Source organism: Salinispira sp. (assembly GCF_059431795.1).
The window spans coordinates 1-17,675 of sequence record NZ_JBXWXS010000014.1; the positions used below are offsets into that span (position 1 = coordinate 1).

12 protein-coding genes are annotated in these 17,675 nt (G+C 54.1%); 9 read left to right on the forward strand and 3 right to left on the reverse strand.

What is annotated here, in order from left to right:
* Positions 1–37: 37 nt before the first annotated feature.
* From AC52PS_RS05060 to AC52PS_RS05095, 8 genes are all read left to right on the forward strand, one after another.
* Entirely contained in the window at positions 38–1,297 is a 1,260-nt protein-coding gene (locus AC52PS_RS05060; protein ID WP_495562183.1) for an ABC transporter substrate-binding protein, read from the forward strand.
* A 99-nt stretch (positions 1,298–1,396) separates the two neighbouring features.
* Positions 1,397–2,284: a carbohydrate ABC transporter permease gene (locus AC52PS_RS05065; protein WP_495561955.1), complete on the forward strand. Its 888-nt coding sequence runs from the start codon at positions 1,397–1,399 to the stop codon at positions 2,282–2,284.
* A gap of 3 nt (positions 2,285–2,287) precedes the next feature.
* A complete protein-coding gene (locus AC52PS_RS05070) occupies positions 2,288–3,145 on the forward strand; it encodes a carbohydrate ABC transporter permease (RefSeq protein WP_495561956.1) in 858 nt (285 codons plus the stop codon).
* Between the two features lie 4 nt (positions 3,146–3,149).
* Entirely contained in the window at positions 3,150–5,414 is a 2,265-nt protein-coding gene (locus tag AC52PS_RS05075; RefSeq protein ID WP_495561957.1) for an alpha-galactosidase, read from the forward strand.
* A 43-nt stretch (positions 5,415–5,457) separates the two neighbouring features.
* A complete protein-coding gene (locus AC52PS_RS05080; RefSeq protein ID WP_495561958.1) occupies positions 5,458–8,961 on the forward strand; it encodes a glycoside hydrolase family 2 TIM barrel-domain containing protein in 3,504 nt (1,167 codons plus the stop codon).
* Between the two features lie 121 nt (positions 8,962–9,082).
* The gene (locus AC52PS_RS05085; protein WP_495561959.1) at positions 9,083–9,388 is read left to right on the forward strand and encodes a metal-sensitive transcriptional regulator; all 306 of its coding nucleotides are present in this window, start codon (positions 9,083–9,085) and stop codon (positions 9,386–9,388) included.
* A gap of 66 nt (positions 9,389–9,454) precedes the next feature.
* Positions 9,455–12,055 carry a heavy metal translocating P-type ATPase gene (locus tag AC52PS_RS05090; protein ID WP_495561960.1) on the forward strand — a complete coding sequence of 867 codons (2,601 nt, stop codon included), beginning with the start codon at positions 9,455–9,457 and terminating at the stop codon, positions 12,053–12,055.
* Positions 12,056–12,300: 245 nt separating this feature from the next.
* Entirely contained in the window at positions 12,301–13,056 is a 756-nt protein-coding gene (locus AC52PS_RS05095; protein WP_495561961.1) for a sensor histidine kinase, read from the forward strand.
* A gap of 17 nt (positions 13,057–13,073) precedes the next feature.
* Here the strand turns inward: AC52PS_RS05095 and AC52PS_RS05100 are convergent, their stop codons facing one another.
* Positions 13,074–14,054, reverse strand: coding sequence for an aldo/keto reductase (locus AC52PS_RS05100; RefSeq protein WP_495561962.1), 981 nt, complete (start codon positions 14,052–14,054; stop codon positions 13,074–13,076).
* Positions 14,051–15,169, reverse strand: a complete 1,119-nt coding sequence (locus AC52PS_RS05105; protein ID WP_495561963.1) for a sensor histidine kinase — start codon at positions 15,167–15,169, stop codon at positions 14,051–14,053. Before AC52PS_RS05105 ends, AC52PS_RS05100 begins: the two co-directional genes overlap by 4 nt.
* A 158-nt stretch (positions 15,170–15,327) precedes the next feature.
* On the opposite strand from AC52PS_RS05105, the gene AC52PS_RS05110 reads away from it, so the two are divergent.
* Entirely contained in the window at positions 15,328–15,798 is a 471-nt protein-coding gene (locus AC52PS_RS05110; RefSeq protein WP_495561964.1) for a DUF134 domain-containing protein, read from the forward strand.
* Between the two features lie 116 nt (positions 15,799–15,914).
* Here the strand turns inward: AC52PS_RS05110 and ilvD are convergent, their stop codons facing one another.
* Positions 15,915–17,624 (reverse strand): dihydroxy-acid dehydratase, encoded by a 1,710-nt coding sequence (gene ilvD, locus AC52PS_RS05115; RefSeq protein ID WP_495561965.1) that lies wholly within the window; start codon positions 17,622–17,624, stop codon positions 15,915–15,917.
* Between the last annotated feature and the right edge of the window lie 51 nt (positions 17,625–17,675).

Below are 17,675 nucleotides of genomic sequence, written 5' to 3' on the forward strand. Positions count from 1 at the left end.
GGACAATGATATATCACATCAACGAGGAGGATGTTTGATGGTACGACGTGTGTTAGTAATAATTGCCTGTATGTTGCTTATTGTGCCCGTAGGTCTTGCAGCCAACGGTCAGGATGAAGCGGCAGACGACGGTCCCAGAAAGCTGGTGATCAATTCCAACCTTTCCGATCCGGCTCCCAAAGCGGCTTTCGAGGATCTGGTGAACAGATTCCGGGCAGAATACCCGGATATTGAAGTTACCCTGAACAGTTTTGATCATGAGGCATATAAAACGGCGATCCGGAATTTCCTGGCGTCCAATCCCCCGGATGTGGCGTTATGGTTTGCGGGAAACCGGATGAAATTCTTTGTGGATCAAGGGCTGATCATGGATATTTCCGATCTCTGGGAAGATGCGGGCTTCAATGATTCCATGGCTTCCAGCCGCCCCACCCTTACCGTTGACGGCAAACAATATGGTGTACCCTGGGGATACTATCAATGGGGAATGTTTTATCGGACAGATATTTTCGAAGAATACGGAATCGATGTTCCGGAAACCTGGGACGAATTCCTGGAAGCCGGGGATACCCTGGTCCAAAACGGCATTACTCCGGTTACCATCGGTACCAAGTTCCTCTGGACCGCAGCCGGCTGGTTTGACTACCTGAATCTGCGGATCAACGGCTACGATTACCACATGGATCTTACCGCAGGAGATGCAAGCTACCTTGATCCTGAACTGGATAGAGTTTTTGAGGTTTGGGAAGATATGATTAACCGGGGATTCTTCCTGGAAAATCATGCAACCTATTCCTGGCAGGAAGCTCAGGCGCCTTTTATCAACGGAAACGCTGCAATGTACTTAATCGGAAACTTCATTACCCCCGACCTGGAAAGCGCAGGGGTGATCGACAATGTGGGATTCTTCCAGTTCCCCCAAATTAATCCTGAAGTGGGTATGTATGAAGACGCACCCATGGAAGCCTATCTGGTACCCTCGGGAGCAAAGAATGTGGAAGAAGCAAAGCTCTTTCTTGAGTTCGCTTCCAGAGCGGATGTTTTAGCCGACTTCGCATATGAAGTTGGAAATATTCCCCCGAATAAGAACAGCCGTCCGCCGGAAGACCGATTTACTCTGGCTGGGTTCGAAATGCTGAATCAGGCAGACGGGCTTGCACAGTTCTACGACCGGGACACCGATCCGGAAATGGCCTCTGTGGGCATGGAAGGCTTTCAGGAGTTCATGGTGAATCCCGACCGGCTGCCGGAAATCCGGGCGCGGCTGGATGAAGAACGGGAAGATATTTTCCAGTAACGGCCTGTATTTCAAAGCGCTCCGCTGCATCCGTCCGGTGACCTTTTCCGGACGGGTGGGCGGTGTTTTTATTCTGCAGATCCGTAAGGAGTTTCCATTTTGAAAAAACGTACCGAATACCGGTTTCTACGGCTTCAGTTCACCCTTGCCCCGGTGTATTTTCTTGCTCCCGCTTTCCTGCTCTTTTCCATCTTTGTGGTATGGCCCATTATTCAGAGCATCTGGATCAGTTTTCATGAATGGAGCGGCTTCGGAGAAATGACTTGGGTGGGATTCGAAAATTATTCAAAACTCTTTCAGGATAATGATTTTCGTATCTCAATCTTTAATAATATTAAATGGCTGGCGCTCATGCTCCTGGCCCCCGTAGGCGGACTGATACTGGCTCTCTTTCTGAATCAACAAGTACGGGGAATCCGGATTGTGAAATCCCTGTTCTTTTTCCCCTTCGTAATTAATCTGGTGGTAGTGGGATTGATATTTTCCTGGTTCTACAACCCCGATCTGGGACTGCTGGCGGAGATTTTCCGGGCCTTCGGGCTGAAACCGATTCCCGTGCTGGCCGATGAAAACCTGGCCACCTACGGCATCATTCTGGCAAACCTCTGGCCACAAACCGCCTACTGCATGATTCTGTATCTTACCGGTCTCACCAGCATGAACACCCAGGTAATAGAAGCGGGAAGAATTGATGGAGCCAAGGGTTGGTTGATGTTGAAACATGTGGTGCTTCCCCAGTTGAGGGGGGCCAGCTTTATTGCAGTGGTGATCACCATCATCGGAGCTTTGAGAAGTTTTGACCTGATTGCCATTATGACTGCCGGAGGTCCCTGGGGGAGCTCCAATGTTCTGGCATATTTTATGTACGATGAAGCCCTTTTTAACTTCAAGATGGGGTATGGGGCTGCCATAGCGGTAATTCTGTTCCTGATCATGTCCGTGTTTATTGCATTTTTTCTCAACTCAGTGGTGAAAAACGAGAGGTAAGCCATGTTTCCAACACCGATTCAACGCACCAGCACCCCTGTACGGGTGATATATCGAATTGCACTTCCATTGGTTCTTCTATTCTGGCTTCTGCCCATGCTTGCGATCCTCATAACATCCATCCGTGGAAATGCGGATATTATCGCCGGGAACTACTGGGGCTGGCCCACAGAATTCAAGATGGTTGAAAATTACTCCGAGGTATTCAACCCCGCACGCTCTCCCATGCTGCTGTATCTGCGGAACTCCATAATCATCACCCTTCCGTCGGTATTTTTCGCAGTATTTTTCAGCGCAATGGCGGGCTATGGACTGGCGATCCATAAATTCAAGGGCAGGATCCTTATTTATGCCATGTTTATCGCCGGGAATTTTGTTCCATTTCAAATACTGATGATTCCGGTTCGCACCATATTTTCCAATCTGGATTTGCTGGACACCCTGCTCGCCCTGATTATATTTCACACCGCCTTCCAGATAGGGTTCGCAACGTTTTTCCTCCGGAACTTCATCGCCGATCTTCCCATGGCCCTGGTGGAGTCGGCCCGGATAGAAGGGGCCACCGAGCTGACCATATTCTTCCGGGTAATTCTCCCCCTGATCCGACCGGCCCTGGCCTCACTGGGCGTACTGCTTTTTACATTCATATGGAACGATTTCTTCTGGGCTCTTACTCTGGTTCAAAGCGATGCTGCACGGCCCATCACCTTCGGTCTCCAGGCTCTCAGGGGGCAATGGTCCATCTCCTGGAACCTGATCGCAGCAGGCTCGGTGGTTGCAGCAGTTCCCTCTATTCTGGTGTTCTTCGTACTGCAGAAGCAATTCATCCAGGGTCTTACATTCGGCGGAGTGAAGGGCTGAGTAGATGATTCACATAGATGAGTATCTGGATCACGGCCCCCGGTTTCGCCTGGATGCCGCTGAGGCAAGCTATGCCTTCATGATTTTCGACCGGCGGTATCCGGTGCACCTCTACTGGGGGGCCCGCCTGAGCCGGATGCCTGACCCTGCCGGAATTCTCCGTCCCTGCCCCCGGGATTACGCAGTGCTTCGGCAGGGCAGTTGTGACTTCAGCCCCTGGCCGGAGAGCGGGCCCGGGTACACCCCTTCCACCCTGCCGATGGAGCTGGGGATATGGGGTTGGGGGGACGACCGCCCGGGAGCGGTAGATATCCGCTTTAGTGATGGTACACCGGGAACGGAAATGGTGTATGAAGGCTGGGAAATCCTCAGTTCCGCCCAGCAGCCCGAGGGCATGCCGCTGATTCATGAACAGCTGGAAACATGTGAAACGCTCAAACTGACCCTTAAGGATCCCGCCCGCAGCCTGAAGCTCCATATGTTTTATACGGTACATGAACAGATGAACGGATTGATCCGCTGGATGCGGTTTGAAAATTCCGGCTCTCAAGAGCTTGCCCTTGTCAATCCGCCGGCCTTCACTCTGGACCTTCCCGCTAGCGGGAAAAGCCTGGTTCGGCTCCAGGGCGCATGGGCGTCGGAACGCCACGTGGATGCCCGTCCCCTCCCCCGGGGTATATCCAGGCAGGAAAGCCGAAGCGGGGCGGTGGGACATGGTCAAACGCCGTTCATTGCCCTGGGAGATCCGGGGGCTCATGAGTTCTCAGGGACCGTCAGAGCGTTCAGTCTGGCATACAGCGGCAATTTCTACGCACAGACAGCGGTGGATTACCAGATGAACTGCCGGGTGAGCATGGGCGTCAATCAGTACCGGGGCATTCTGGCTCCCGGGAAAACCTTCGACACTCCTTCAGCCGTCCTGGTGTACTCTAGCCGGGGGTTTTCCGGAATGAGCGGGAACTTCCACCACCTGATCCGGAATTTTATTCAGGAAGAAAAACTCCGAGCCTGGCCCCGTCACGTGATCATCAACAGCTGGGAGGCCATGTACTTCGATGTCACCGAAAAGAAAATCCTCTCCCTGGCCCGAAAGGGAAAAGATATCGGTGCGGAACTGCTGGTATTGGATGACGGATGGTTCTCCGGCAGGAGAAACGATCAAAGTTCGCTGGGGGATTGGGAGTACAATCCTCGGCGCTTTCCCCGGGGACTGGGGCTGCTTGGGGATGAGATCCGTTCCATGGGTTTGAAGTTCGGCATCTGGATGGAACCGGAAATGGTATCCCCGGACAGCCGTCTTTACCGGGAACATCCCGAATGGATCATATCGATCCCCGGCCGTGAACCCAGCCTGGCACGGAATCAGCTTGTCCTGGATCTCTCCCGGGATGAGGTGATCGACCATCTCAAGCAAATGATGACGAAGGTCTTGAAGGAAGCCCGCCCCGACTATCTCAAATGGGACATGAATCGAAACATGAGCGAACCGGGGTTTTCCCAGCTCTCTGAAGATCGTCAGGGCGAAGGTATGCACCGCTACATCCTGGGCCTGTATCAGCTCTTGAGACATATCAGGCGGACCTTCCCTAACATGATTATCGAAGGCTGTGCAGGGGGAGGCGGCCGCATGGACCTGGCCATGGCCGCCTATTCCCCCCGGTTCTGGACCAGCGACCAAACCGACGCCGTGGAACGGCTTCCGATTCAATACGGCAGCAGTCTGATATTTCCCCCGGAAACGCTGGGCGCACATGTATCTGCGGTTCCTAACCACCAGGTGGGTCGCATCACCTCCCTTGAGAGCCGCTGCATTGCTGCGGCCGCTTTCTCGTTCGGCTGCGAGCTGAACCCGGCAAGCTTATCCGTGGGTGAACGGAAGCTTCTAAAAGATTGGTCACTGGGCTACCGGGAATTGCGGGACCTGATCCGGGGTGGCCATTTCTTCAGACTCCGGGGGCCCCTGGAACCGGGCTGGCAGACTTCCCTGCCCGATTCACCTGAATACAGCCGATCCAGGAGCTATGCCTGGATGCTTGCCTCCGCAGATTTTCAGACTCTGGCGGTATTTTTTCACCGGCCGGTAAAACCGGGACTGGCAATGCTGCCGCCTCTCACCCTCCCTCTGCCCGATTCCTGCTTCCGGGACAGCTACCGGGAGAAACTCAGCGGCATGGTATATGAAGGCGCCGGTCTCTCCAGCTCAGGAATTTACTGGGGGGAAGCCGACGGGGATTACTTGAACCGCTTCATGCTTTTAATTAGGGAATGAAACCCCGGAAAATTCATCTGCGGGGAATTACAGGAGGTGCGGGATGAATATCGATACTTCAGGGCTGAAACGTATATGGAACGATCCGGAAATTACCGGGATCAACCGCCTTGCCATGCGCCCTAATATTTCCTGGCATCCGGATCTGGAATCGGCCCTCAACACGGATCCCATGGAGCGGGTGAAGGAAGTTGATCTCAACGGCCAGTGGGATTTCCTCCATTTCTCCACCCCCCGTAAGGCACTGGATTTTCTCTCTTCCTATCCGGATCCCTCCCATTCACAATCCGGTGAATCATCGGACAATACAATATGGGAGGATATCCGAGTTCCGGGAAACTGGACGCTCCAGGGATGGGACGCCCCCCATTACACCAATGTGCGAATGCCCTTCGACGATTTACCCCCAAATCCTCCTTCGGACACAGCCTGCGGGCTGTATCGCAGAAGATTCACCATTCCCCGGTCCCCCGGCTCCGATTCCCGCCAGGGCGTGCCCTTTCGCCGGATACTTCACGTCGGCGGAGTGGAAAGCCTGGGAATTCTATGGCTGGACGGGGAGTTTTTAGGCGCCATGAAGGACAGTCGGCTGGAGAGTGAGTTCGATATAAGCGCGTTCTTGCAAACTGAGCTGCCTTGTGAAGACCCCCCTGGTATAGACGGAGGCGAAGACAGAGGGGAGGATGAAAGCAAAGATGGGGAAGCCCATGAGCTGCTGATTTTGGTACTTCGATACTCCGACTCGAGCTTTATAGAGGACCAGGACCAATGGTGGATGGCGGGAATTCACCGGGATGTATGTATTAGAAAAGAACCTGAAGTATATCCTGTTAAGCTGAATATTAGAGGACAGCTTACCGGACCGGAATACGAGCAGGGGCTCCTGGAGGCGGATGTACAGCTGGCCGGGCTGGAACGCGATTCAGGCCCATGGGAGGTTGAACTGAGTCTTTTCGACGGTCCCGGAGATATGAGTTCCGCCCAGCCCCCACACGATTCTCTCTCGGACCGCCCCCCCCTTCCAGACTTTCCACCGGCGGATCATCATTGGCGGAGTAAGACGGGAGGAGAAAATCTCATCCCCGATCCGGGTATGGTTCTGAAAGCCGGCAGCAGCAGACTGAAACGCCGGGGAGGCACCCCCCGTGCGCGAAGATCTGTACACAAACGCTGCACCGGTCCCATGGCAAGCGACGGTCATGCCCATGAGTCCCCCGACCGGGCGGACCGGGTTTCACTTGAACTGGGAATCTCCGGAGTGAAGGAATGGAGCAGCGAAACCCCCTGGCTCTACACCTGGGTACTCAGAATCATACGCTCAGCCGACAGAGCCGTCCTCTCGGCCTATGCCGGCCATGTGGGCTTCAGAAATATCGAGATAGATTCCCGGCGACTGCTTATCAATCGGAGAGAAGTGATGATTCTGGGGGTGAACCGCCATGAACACGATCCGGTCACCGGAAAAGTGATCAGCCGGGAATCCATGCTCCGGGACATCCTGCTTATGAAGGCCTTCAATTTCAATGCGGTGCGCACCGCCCACTATCCTAATCATCCGGACTGGTACCATCTCTGCGACCGATACGGCCTCTACGTCTGGGATGAAGCAAATATTGAAGCCCACCACTATTACAACGAACTGAGTAGGGATCCCGCCTACTCCCAGGCCTTCCTGAACCGGGTCAGGAGAATGGTGCTCCGGGACCGGCTCCATCCGTCGGTGGTAGTCTGGTCCCTGGGTAATGAGAGCGGCTACGGTCCCAACCACGATGCCGCCGCCGCATGGGTCCGGCATGAGGATCCCCTCCGGCCTGTTCACTATGAAGGGGCGGTTCGCAGCCCCTGGGGGCAGCGTTCCTACGATTTCAGCCGGGGCCGTACAGCCACCGATATCATTGCTCCCATGTATGCTCCTGTTGAGGAAATTATCCGCTGGGCGAAACATGAATCCGTTCATACAGATGAATACCGACCGCTGATCCTCTGTGAGTATTCTCATGCCATGGGCAACTCCAACGGCGGACTGGCGGACTATTTCCATGCCTTTTCCCATTATCCGGGCCTCCAGGGAGGGTTCATCTGGGATTGGGTGGATCAGGGGCTGTACAAAACCGACGGGGACAAGGATGAGTACTTTGCCTATGGCGGTGATTTCGGAGACCTTCCCAATGACGGTGATTTCTGCATTAACGGTATGCTAAGCCCGGACCGGACTCCCCATCCCGTATTATGGGAATTCAAGCACCTTTCCCAGAGAATCAGCTTTCATCCGGCGGCGGCGTCATCGGCCGATGAAATCCGGCTGACAGTCCGTTCACTGCACAGATTCAACCCTCTGGAACACTGCAGCCTTGAATGGAATATCAGGCTTCACGGCAAAAGCCTAATGCAGGGCAGGGTTTCTCTCCCCACCCTCCCCCCGACCGGAGTCGACAGGGAGAATGCCCGGACAGGGGAATACATTGCCATATCCCTGGAGAAACCCGCCGACCAGGTTCCGGCTGAGGCCATACTGGAGCTGCAGCTGCGCAGCCCCGGATCACCCATATGCCTCCCGGGCCATATTCTGGCCTGGGAACAGTGGAGCGCTTCAGTATTCGGATGCACTGGAAGAACCGGGCATAAAGCTTCCAGGGACACAATTGGGGTAAACAATCAGCAGAGGCCGCCGGAAATTCTCCTTCAACAGTTGGAGAATAGGTCTCCCTCACGGAATGCGCTGGAGCTTGAACTGGACCCCCGCAGCCGCAGACCCCTGCTGAAGGTCAATAAAGAGCATACGCTCTGCAAAGGTCCGGAGCTCTGCTTATGGAGGGCTCCCACGGATAACGATCTCATCCGGGCGGTTCCCGGCCATCCTCTACATGCCGCCCATGAATGGCGGAACTACGGTCTGGATCAGCTTAGCTCACGCTGGGAGAAGAGTGAGTCCGGAGGATTGAAGGCCGGGTATTTCCACGGCGGGGAATCCCAAGCCCGGCTCAGCATGACCCTTAGTGATGTGGAAGGGTATCCGGGTATTCACCGACTCAGCGCCATTATCAATATAGACCCACGGATAGAAGACCTTCCAAGGGTGGGCTTGCTCTTTGAATTTCCCCATGAGTTTGAAGAATTAAAGTGGTACGGACCCGGTCCCGGAGAGACCTACCCCGACAGGGATTCCGGCTTCCCGGTGCGAATCTGGCATGATCGGGTGTCAAACCAGTATCAGCCCTATATATTCCCCCAGGAACAAGGAGGCCACAGCCGCTGCAGCCTGGTGGGCATGGCAGCGGCAGAGACGCCCGGAAGAGCATCATCCGGGGAAAATCGGGAATTCATACTGTCCGCCGGTGAAAGCTTTCACTTCTCCGCCCTCCACTCCCTGCCTGAGGATCTCACAATAGCAAAACACAGCCACGAGATACCGAAAAGAGACTCAAGCATTCTTATTGTGGACGCCTACCACCGGGGAATCGGAACCGCAGCCTGCGGACCCGACGCACACCCCCGCTGGATCCGGGGAGGAGGGGAGTACCGGATCGACTGGTATATGTGGGTGTAAGCCGGGGGTGTAAGCCGGCGGCGGTTGCGAGCCGGCGGCAATATCTTCCATCCAAATAATTGACACATTCTCTTCTGGGGTGTATTTTAAACCTAAATATAGGGTAGGGGGGTATTCTATTTTGGCACGACCCGAAACCGATGACACGGTGCGCAAGGCCCATCATCCATATGAGACCAAGGCGCATATGCTGAACCGGATGAAACGGATTGAAGGACAGATCCGGGGTATTTCCCGGATGATCCAGGAAGACGTCTACTGTGATGATATCCTCCACCAGTTTATGAGCGTTGAGTCGGCAATTCAGGGAGTCAAAAAGACCCTCCTTGAAGCCCATGTGAAAAGCTGCGTGGTGGAGCAGATCCAGAACGGCGAACTGGACGTGGTTGATGAGCTGATGACCACCATTCGGAAAATGACCAAATAGCCGCCGGGTGGGGCGCTGGATAAGCGGACGACAGCCTAGGAGCCGATAGCCGAAAAAGGAGATAACATGGATATTATTCAGTTGGATATACAGGGTATGACATGCGCCTCATGCGTGGGGCACGTGGAGAAGGCGCTGAAAAACGTGGACGGCACGGATATGGCGAATGTGAACCTTGCCACCGAGAAGGCCACCATCAGCTATGACCCGGAAAAAACCGATATTCAGGCTCTGCTGGAGAGCGTGAGCAAGAGCGGTTACTCGGCACGCCCCGCCGCTGAAGATCGGTCGGAAACAGAGGAGAAGAAGCGCAGGAAGCTGAAAAAATTGAAACTGCACACAATTATTTCGGCCCTTCTCAGTGTCCCCCTGGTACTGGCCATGGTCGCCATGCTGCTCTCTATTGAATCGCTGAGCTTTCTCCATAATCCCTGGGTGCAGCTGGCCCTTGCCACCCCGGTTCAGTTCTGGATCGGTCTTCGCTTTTACAAAACCGCATGGGCTACCCTGAAGGCGGGAAATCCGGGCATGGATGTGCTGGTTGCCCTGGGAACCAGCGCCGCCTATGCCTATAGCGTATTCAACGGCTTTTTCGCCGATGGGTTGGGAATAGCGAGCAGCGGTCTCTATTTTGAAGCATCTGCGGTGATTATTACCCTGGTGCTGTTCGGCAAATACCTCGAAGAGATGGCCAAGGGCAAAACCTCCGACGCACTGAAGAAGCTTATGAACCTCCAGCCGGAACAGGCAACGGTGAAACGGGGAAATGAGGAACTGGTAATCCCCGTAAGCGACGTAATCCGGGGAGATAGGGTTTTGGTGCGCCCCGGCGGCCGTATTCCCGTGGATGGAAAGGTTATTTCCGGTGCTTCGGCAGTGGATGAAAGCATGGTAACCGGTGAAAGCATACCTGTGGAAAAAGCCGAGGGTGATCAGGTTATCGGAGGCACGGTGAACAGCTACGGTTCCCTGATACTTGAAGCGGTGAATCTGGGCAGCGATTCGGTGCTGTCCAGAATTATCTCGGTAGTTGAGGAAGCCCAGGGCTCAAAAGCACCCATTCAGAAGCTGGCCGACCGGGTTGCGGGAATCTTCGTACCCGCAGTACTGGGTATCGCCCTGGTGACATTCCTTCTGTGGTGGCTGGTGGCTGGCAATATGAACGGCGGAATCATATCCGCAGTGGCCGTACTGGTCATAGCATGTCCCTGCGCCCTGGGCCTGGCCACTCCCACCGCAATCATGGTGGGCACAGGATTAGGCGCTCAGAGAGGTATCCTGATTAAAAACGGGGAAATTCTTCAGGCTGCCGGGAACATTAACGCTGTGGTGCTGGACAAGACCGGAACCGTCACCGAAGGCAGGCCGGTTGTCCGGGAAATCCACCGGATTCTGGATAGCGGTGAACCCGGAGCTGTATCCTTACTCGATGACGGTCTTCTCAGCATTGCCGCCGGATTGGAATATCATTCAGAGCATCCCTTGGCCCGGTCCATTGTTGATGCGGCTCAGGCCCGGCGGATTGAAATCCCCGAAATATCGGATTTTCGGGCCGTCCCGGGGAAAGGAGTGAGCGGAACTCTGAACGGAACCAGGCACATAATTGGTACAGCCTCATTTATGAAGGAAGAAAACATAGAAACCCGGGAAGCGGGAACGAAACTCAGTGAGCTGGAAAACCGGGGCATGACCTGCATTCTTCTGGCGGATCCCCACAGAGTGCTGGGTGTGATCGCCGTAGCCGATTCTATTAAGGAGCGTTCCCGTGAAGGGATTGAAATGCTCAAGAAGATGGGAATTGAGGTCTATATGATCACCGGTGATAACCGCCGGAGCGCAGCAGCCATCGCTGCAGAAGCGGGGATTGAGAATATCCTTGCGGAAGTTCTTCCTGAGGATAAAGCCAGAGAGGTGGAAAAACTCCGGGAACAGGGCTACACGGTGGCCATGGCGGGCGACGGGGTGAACGACGCCCCAGCCCTTGCCACTGCGGATCTGGGAATTGCCATGGGACAGGGAACCGATATCGCCATGGAAACCGCAGAGATAACCCTCATGCGGGGCGACCTTCGGGAAATTGCAAACACCATTCTGCTGTCCAGAAAAAGCATGTCCAAAATCCGGCAGAATCTATTCTGGGCGTTTTTCTACAACAGTGTGGGAATCCCCTTTGCGGCCCTTGGGATGCTGAACCCCGTGATCGCCGGTGCAGCCATGGCATTCAGCTCAGTCTCGGTTGTGAGCAACTCTCTGAGTCTGAAAAGATTCGATCCGGCAAAAGCCCTGAAGCGCTTCAAACCCGCAGGGGTCCCCGGCGGATCGGGAGAAAAGAATACGAATACCCGGCTCGGGAACCAAAATGAATCAGGTTCCGAAACCGGACAGAATTCTTCGGGGCAGTCCTCCGAAGATACCAATAACATAGTGGAAACCAACAACATACAGGAGAGTACTATGCAGATACAGGTACAGGGAATGAGCTGCAATCATTGCAAAATGGCCGTGGAGAAAGCGGCTTCATCGGTGGAGGGGATCAGCAACCCCAATGTGAACCTGGAAGAAGGTATCCTGAGCTTCCAGCTGAGTGGGGCGGCTGAGGCCGATTCGGCTTCATATGTGGAACAGCTGAAGTCGGCGGTTCAGGACGCCGGGTACGAACCGGTGTAGTCCGCTTCAGGTTCCCGATTTTACCTCGGAAATGGAAAGCATCAGGCTGCTTCTCATCGCTTCGTATCATCCCGCCTTCCCCACCTGGCCGGTGCAGCGGGCGGGCTTGGAGAGAAGCTGGGACTGCTCCCCCCGTATCACGGAGTTCTCACAGCAGATGACAATGCTTTGAGCTTTGTCATGAGGAACCGGGAAGAGCTTTTCCCGGGAGTCCCATTGGTATTCTTCAGAGTGAGGAATTCTGGGTGCGTTTCCGCTGTACAATCCTACAGGGACACCGATTTGACTGGAGACGGGTTTTAGTCTCCACAGAAGATATTGATGAGAAAATCCGGAACCGGCAGCTGCTTTCCGAGTCTCTGAGAGAAAAAGAAATTCTCCTGCGGGAGATGCACCACCGGATAAAAAATAACCTGAACACCGTCAGCTCGCTTATTGATCTCCAGGAGGAGAAAATATCCGACCAATCGATGCGGGGCGTGTTGGATGGAGCACGGGGAAGAATTCACAGCATCTCAATGATGCACGAACTGCTCTACGGCTCTGAAGCAGGCAGCTCAGTTCGTCTGACAGATTACTTCATCCGCATACGGGATGCGGTGTTCAGTCTGCATCAGGAAGAACTCAGCCCGGATTCACTCAGGGGCCATGCATCCATCCCGGAAAGTATGGATGCGATTGAACTGGATATATCCCGAATGCTGCCCCTGGGACTCATTTTCAATGAAATCTTAACCAATGCAATTAAGCACCGCAGCATTCCCCTTCACAGGCTCAGGATTGAAATTCAATGCAGAATAAACGGAAACCAGGCTGACCTTCTGTTCCGGGACAACGGCGGAGGGAATACAGAATTCCCCGAGGAAGGTTCCGCTTCCCGAGGACTGGGATTGGAGCTTATTCAAATTCTGGGAGAACAATTGGGGGGAGCTGTGTTGGCTCGGGAGGTACCCGGGGGCTTCAGCATAGCAGTGAGCTTTCCGCTGACCTACCCGGATTAATAGTCCCGCCCAATAGTTTACCAGCGCTGGTGAACGTGATCCCGGATATAGCGGCCGTATACTTCATTCACCCATTGATGCTGTTCAGAACTGAGTGACGGCATCTGCTGGGCGGCGATATTGGCCTCTATCTGCTCAACCCTGGAAGCTCCGGGAATAACGGTACTCACCTCAGGATGATCAAGAATCCAGCGGAGAGCTGAAGCAGATAGAGGCTCGGGAAGTCTGCCCTTCAAAGACTCGGCGGCCTCCACACCGGTTTCGAAGGGAATTCCGGCGAAGGTTTCCCCTTTGTCGAAGGCTGCTCCGTCCCGGTTGAAGTTACGGTGATCATCCGGTGAAAAACTGCTCTCTTTTGTGAACTTGCCGGTGAGAAGACCGCTCGCCAGAGGAACCCGCACCAGAACCCCACAGTCCTTCTCTTTTGCCCGTGCAAAGAACAGATCTGCTGGCCGTTGGCGGAACATGTTAAAGATAATCTGAACCGAAACCACATTGGAGTATTCCATGGCCTTCAGCCCCTCCTCAACCTTTTCTACACTGACTCCCAGATGCTGAATCTTTCCCTCTTCCTTCAATCGGTCGAATGTTTCAAATATTTCTGGACGGTAATACACTTCAGTGGGGGGACAGTGGAGCTGAATCAGATCCAGCCTCTCCCGGCGGGTGTTCTTTAGACTTTCCTCCACAAATTCTCGAAGTGCCTTAGGCGTGTAGGATTCATTTACATGGGGGTTCAAGAACCGGCCGCATTTGGTAGCCATATAGACTTCCTCGGATCGGGATTTAATCACCCGGGCCACCGCGGCTTCGCTTTTCCGGTTCTCGTACACATCGGCGGTATCGATAAAATTCACACCCAGATCTATGGCCCGGTTGAGAATCTGCTCAGCCAGGGGGTCATCAAACCCGCTGCCCCATTTACCGCCCACTTGCCAGGTTCCCAATGATACTTCCGACACCTTCCAGTCAGTCTTTCCAAATCTTCGATAGTTCATACCGTCTCCTTACTCGCGGGAAAAATCATCATCACCTCAAGCCCCTGATTTTCCGGAGAGGCAATGCTCATACTGCCTTCTAAAACCTGGACTACCAGACTGTACACGATGCTCAGCCCCAGTCCGCTATTACCCGCTTTGCGATTGACACTGTAAAACGGTTCAACCAGTCTGTCCAGTTGCTCCGGAGGAACTCTAGGACCGTAATCCCGGTAGCTGATATAAACCTCATTACCTTCAGCAGAGAGGCTGACGGTGAAGTATGGCGGTGATTCATCTTGCTTTTCAGTCCCGGTATTATGTTTCAGTCCATGGTCAAAAAGGTTATCTATGAGACAATTGAAAATAAAACGGAGGACCTCCACATCGGCGACCACATTAACGATCTGTTCAGAAGAGAATTCCCAGGCAAATTCCTCCAGAGCAACCCCCTGAATTCTCCCCTCCGCACCTCGGACAGAAAACTGATCCTTTAAGCGGGTCTGTATCGTATTAGGAAGAAAGCGGTTGAGCTGAACCTGCTGGATCTGCGGCTCCCAACTTTCGGCTCTAAGCCGGCGGATGCTTTCCACCAGAGCCACTGTGCGCTGAAGATTGGTTTCCAGCAGATCCAGGAGCGAGCTAACCTGCCGGGGCAATTCGGTTTCCGGCTCGATTTCTGCTGACATCTGCTCGGCGGTCAGAACCGGAGCCAACGAATGGCGAAGGGTGGATACGGCGGTAACCGAAACCCCAAGGGGAGTATTGATCTCATGGGCAAATCCAACCATCAGATCGGAGAGGGCCTGGTTCTTTTTCCGCTCAACCAGTTTCTTTTGGGTACGGTTCAGTTCAACGGTTCGGCTGGTAAGCTGCCGTTGGAGTTCTCCCTGATAGCTATTCTCAATCTTCCGGATCAGTCCCTCATAGATTCGAATCATGATAAAAATGAGAAAAGCGGTAACCACCACATAGCCCCAGCCTTTTAAGGTTTGGAGCCTGCTGAGCTGTTCAGGACTTTCGGCCATAGCCTCCACAAATCTGTCGGAGAAAAGGATCCAGAGAGTTCCAAAAATGGCATAGAGCCCGGCGATTGTCGCAGCTCCGTACGGCCGGTAGAGAAAACGCTGTTTCATACCTTCATTCTACAACTTATGCCCATAATATGCAGGAAGAGTGGAGGAATCCATAGTGTTTTTCCAGTGGGCGTCACCCCATTTAATCCCAGGGGATATTTCCCGTTTCCAGAACTGGGCAGATTGCAAGTCCCCGGATAAGCGGATATACTTTTTTCATGGGTAGACAGGAAAAGATCCGTAGCATGCTGGCGCCTCCGCGAAGTTTCAGATTTACCGCTGAAGAGAGTCCGGGCAGCGGCGAGCACAAGATAGTTCTCCGGCTTGACGAGTACGAAGCGATTCGCCTGGCAGATCAGAACGGGTACGATCACAATGAAGCTGCAGCGGTAATGGGTATATCCCGCCCCACCTTTAACCGGCTTTTAAATAAGGCCCGGAGAAAGATGGCGGAATTTCTCACCATCGGGTCCTCTCTGGAAATTAACGGCGGGAGGGTGCTGTTCGGTCCAAACGTATATTGCTGCAAGAACTGTCACAAACCCTTTGTGGTTGCCGAGAATGATGAATACCGCTGCCCCCGCTGTCTGGGGGAACATATTATCGCAGCACGGCCCGAATGTGACCATGACTGCCGATGCTGCGAAGAGAAGGACCGTCAGGCCGGGCAGCTGTTTCACGCCCGATGAAACCCCGGTATATTGGTCCGTATCCGGCCTGAATTTGGCCCGTATCCTCCCTGGAACGGTCCCGATTGTAGCCTGGATCTGTTCCGAATGAGAATTCCACATTCTTTGGGGCACTTCTAGCTGGTAACAGCTCCCTCACTGGCTGAGGAACTCAGGCGGGCGAACTTGGCCAATACCCCCCGGGCATAACCATGGTCCCTGGGCTGCCAGTTTTCCAGACGTTTCTTCAATTCTTCCTCACTAAGCTCAACTTCCAGAAGCTTTTCTTCCAGACTGATACGGATCATATCCCCTTCCCTGACGGCGGCAATTGCCCCGCCGTTCTGAGCTTCAGGACTCACATGACCCACAATCAGGCCGTGGCTTCCCCCGGAGAAGCGCCCATCGGTAATCAAGGCGACCTTCCCGGCCAGACCTCTGCCTGCTATGGCTGCGGTGGGGGCAAGCATCTCCCGCATTCCCGGTCCGCCCCGGGGACCTTCATACCGGATCACCACCACGTCCCCCTCAACCACGTCTCCGGAAAGGATGGCGTCCAGAGCTTCTTTCTCACCCTCATATACCCGTGCAGGTCCCCGGTGAGTGGTGACCTTGAGACCGCATGTTTTCAATACTGCCCCTTCAGCCGCCAGGTTGCCGAATAATACGGCAATGGGTCCGGTTGCTTTCTCCGGGCTCGAGAAAGGCTTAATTACATTCTGCCCCTCCAGATTCACCTCCACCTGTTCCAGGTTTTCAGCAAGAGTCTTTCCGCTTACCGTCAGGCAGTCGCCGTGAAGCAATCCCTCATTCAGAAGTATTTTCATCACCACCGGTACGCCGCCTGCCAGATGAAGATCCTCCATGACATAGCGTCCCGCGGGCTTCATATCAGTCAGCATGGGAGTTGTATCGTGAAAGTGATTAAAATCCTGAATCGAAAGCTCTACTTCGGCTTCCCGGGCCAGTGCCAGAAGATGAAGCACCGAATTGGTGCTGCCCCCCAGAGCCATTACCGTACGGATTGCATTTTCGAATGCGTTGCGGGTCATGATATCCCGGGGAGTAATATTTTCCCGTACAAGATGGGCAAGAGCGTGAACCGAATCCCGCATGTGTGTATCTTTTTCCGGGTCAACCGCAGGAATACCTGAACTGCCCGGAAGGCTCATACCCAGAGCCTCCACCGCAGAGGCCATGGTGTTTGCCGTATACATCCCTCCGCAGGCACCTGCGCCGGGACAGGCGCTGCACTCAATGCCATAGCGCTCTTCCTCGCTGATCTTTCCCGAGCTGTGGGAACCCACCGACTCAAATGCGCTTACAATATCAATGGCCTTCCCCTTGTGCCTGCCGGCCTTGATACTTCCGCCGTAGCAAAAGACCGCCGGCCGGTTCAGCCGGGCCATGGGCATTACGGTACCGGGAATGGTTTTATCGCAACCGCCGATACCCAAAACTCCGTCCAGGGCATGTCCCCGGACCACAAGCTCGATAACATCTGCAATGGTATCCCGGGAGACAAGGCTGGCCTTCATGCCTTCGTGCCCCATGGCCTGTCCGTCGGTGACCACAAAGGTGTTAAACTTCATGGGTTTCAGTCCAACCGATCCCATCTCTTCTTTTACAATTTCTGCAAGATCATCATGATGAATGTTGCAGGGGCTCAGTTCCGCCCCTGCGCTGGCCACACCGATGAGGGGCTTATGAAAATCCTGATCCTGAAAACCGATGGCACGGAGCATTGCCCGGTTAGGGGTTCGTTCCACCCCCGATGTCATATCTCCGCTGTAGCGCTTTCCCGTTTCATGCTCTGTGTGATGATTCGTGTGATGATTCGTGCCCATCCCGGCCTCCTGTCCGGCATCCCGCTGTGAGCTTGCCGGAGGTATAAATAT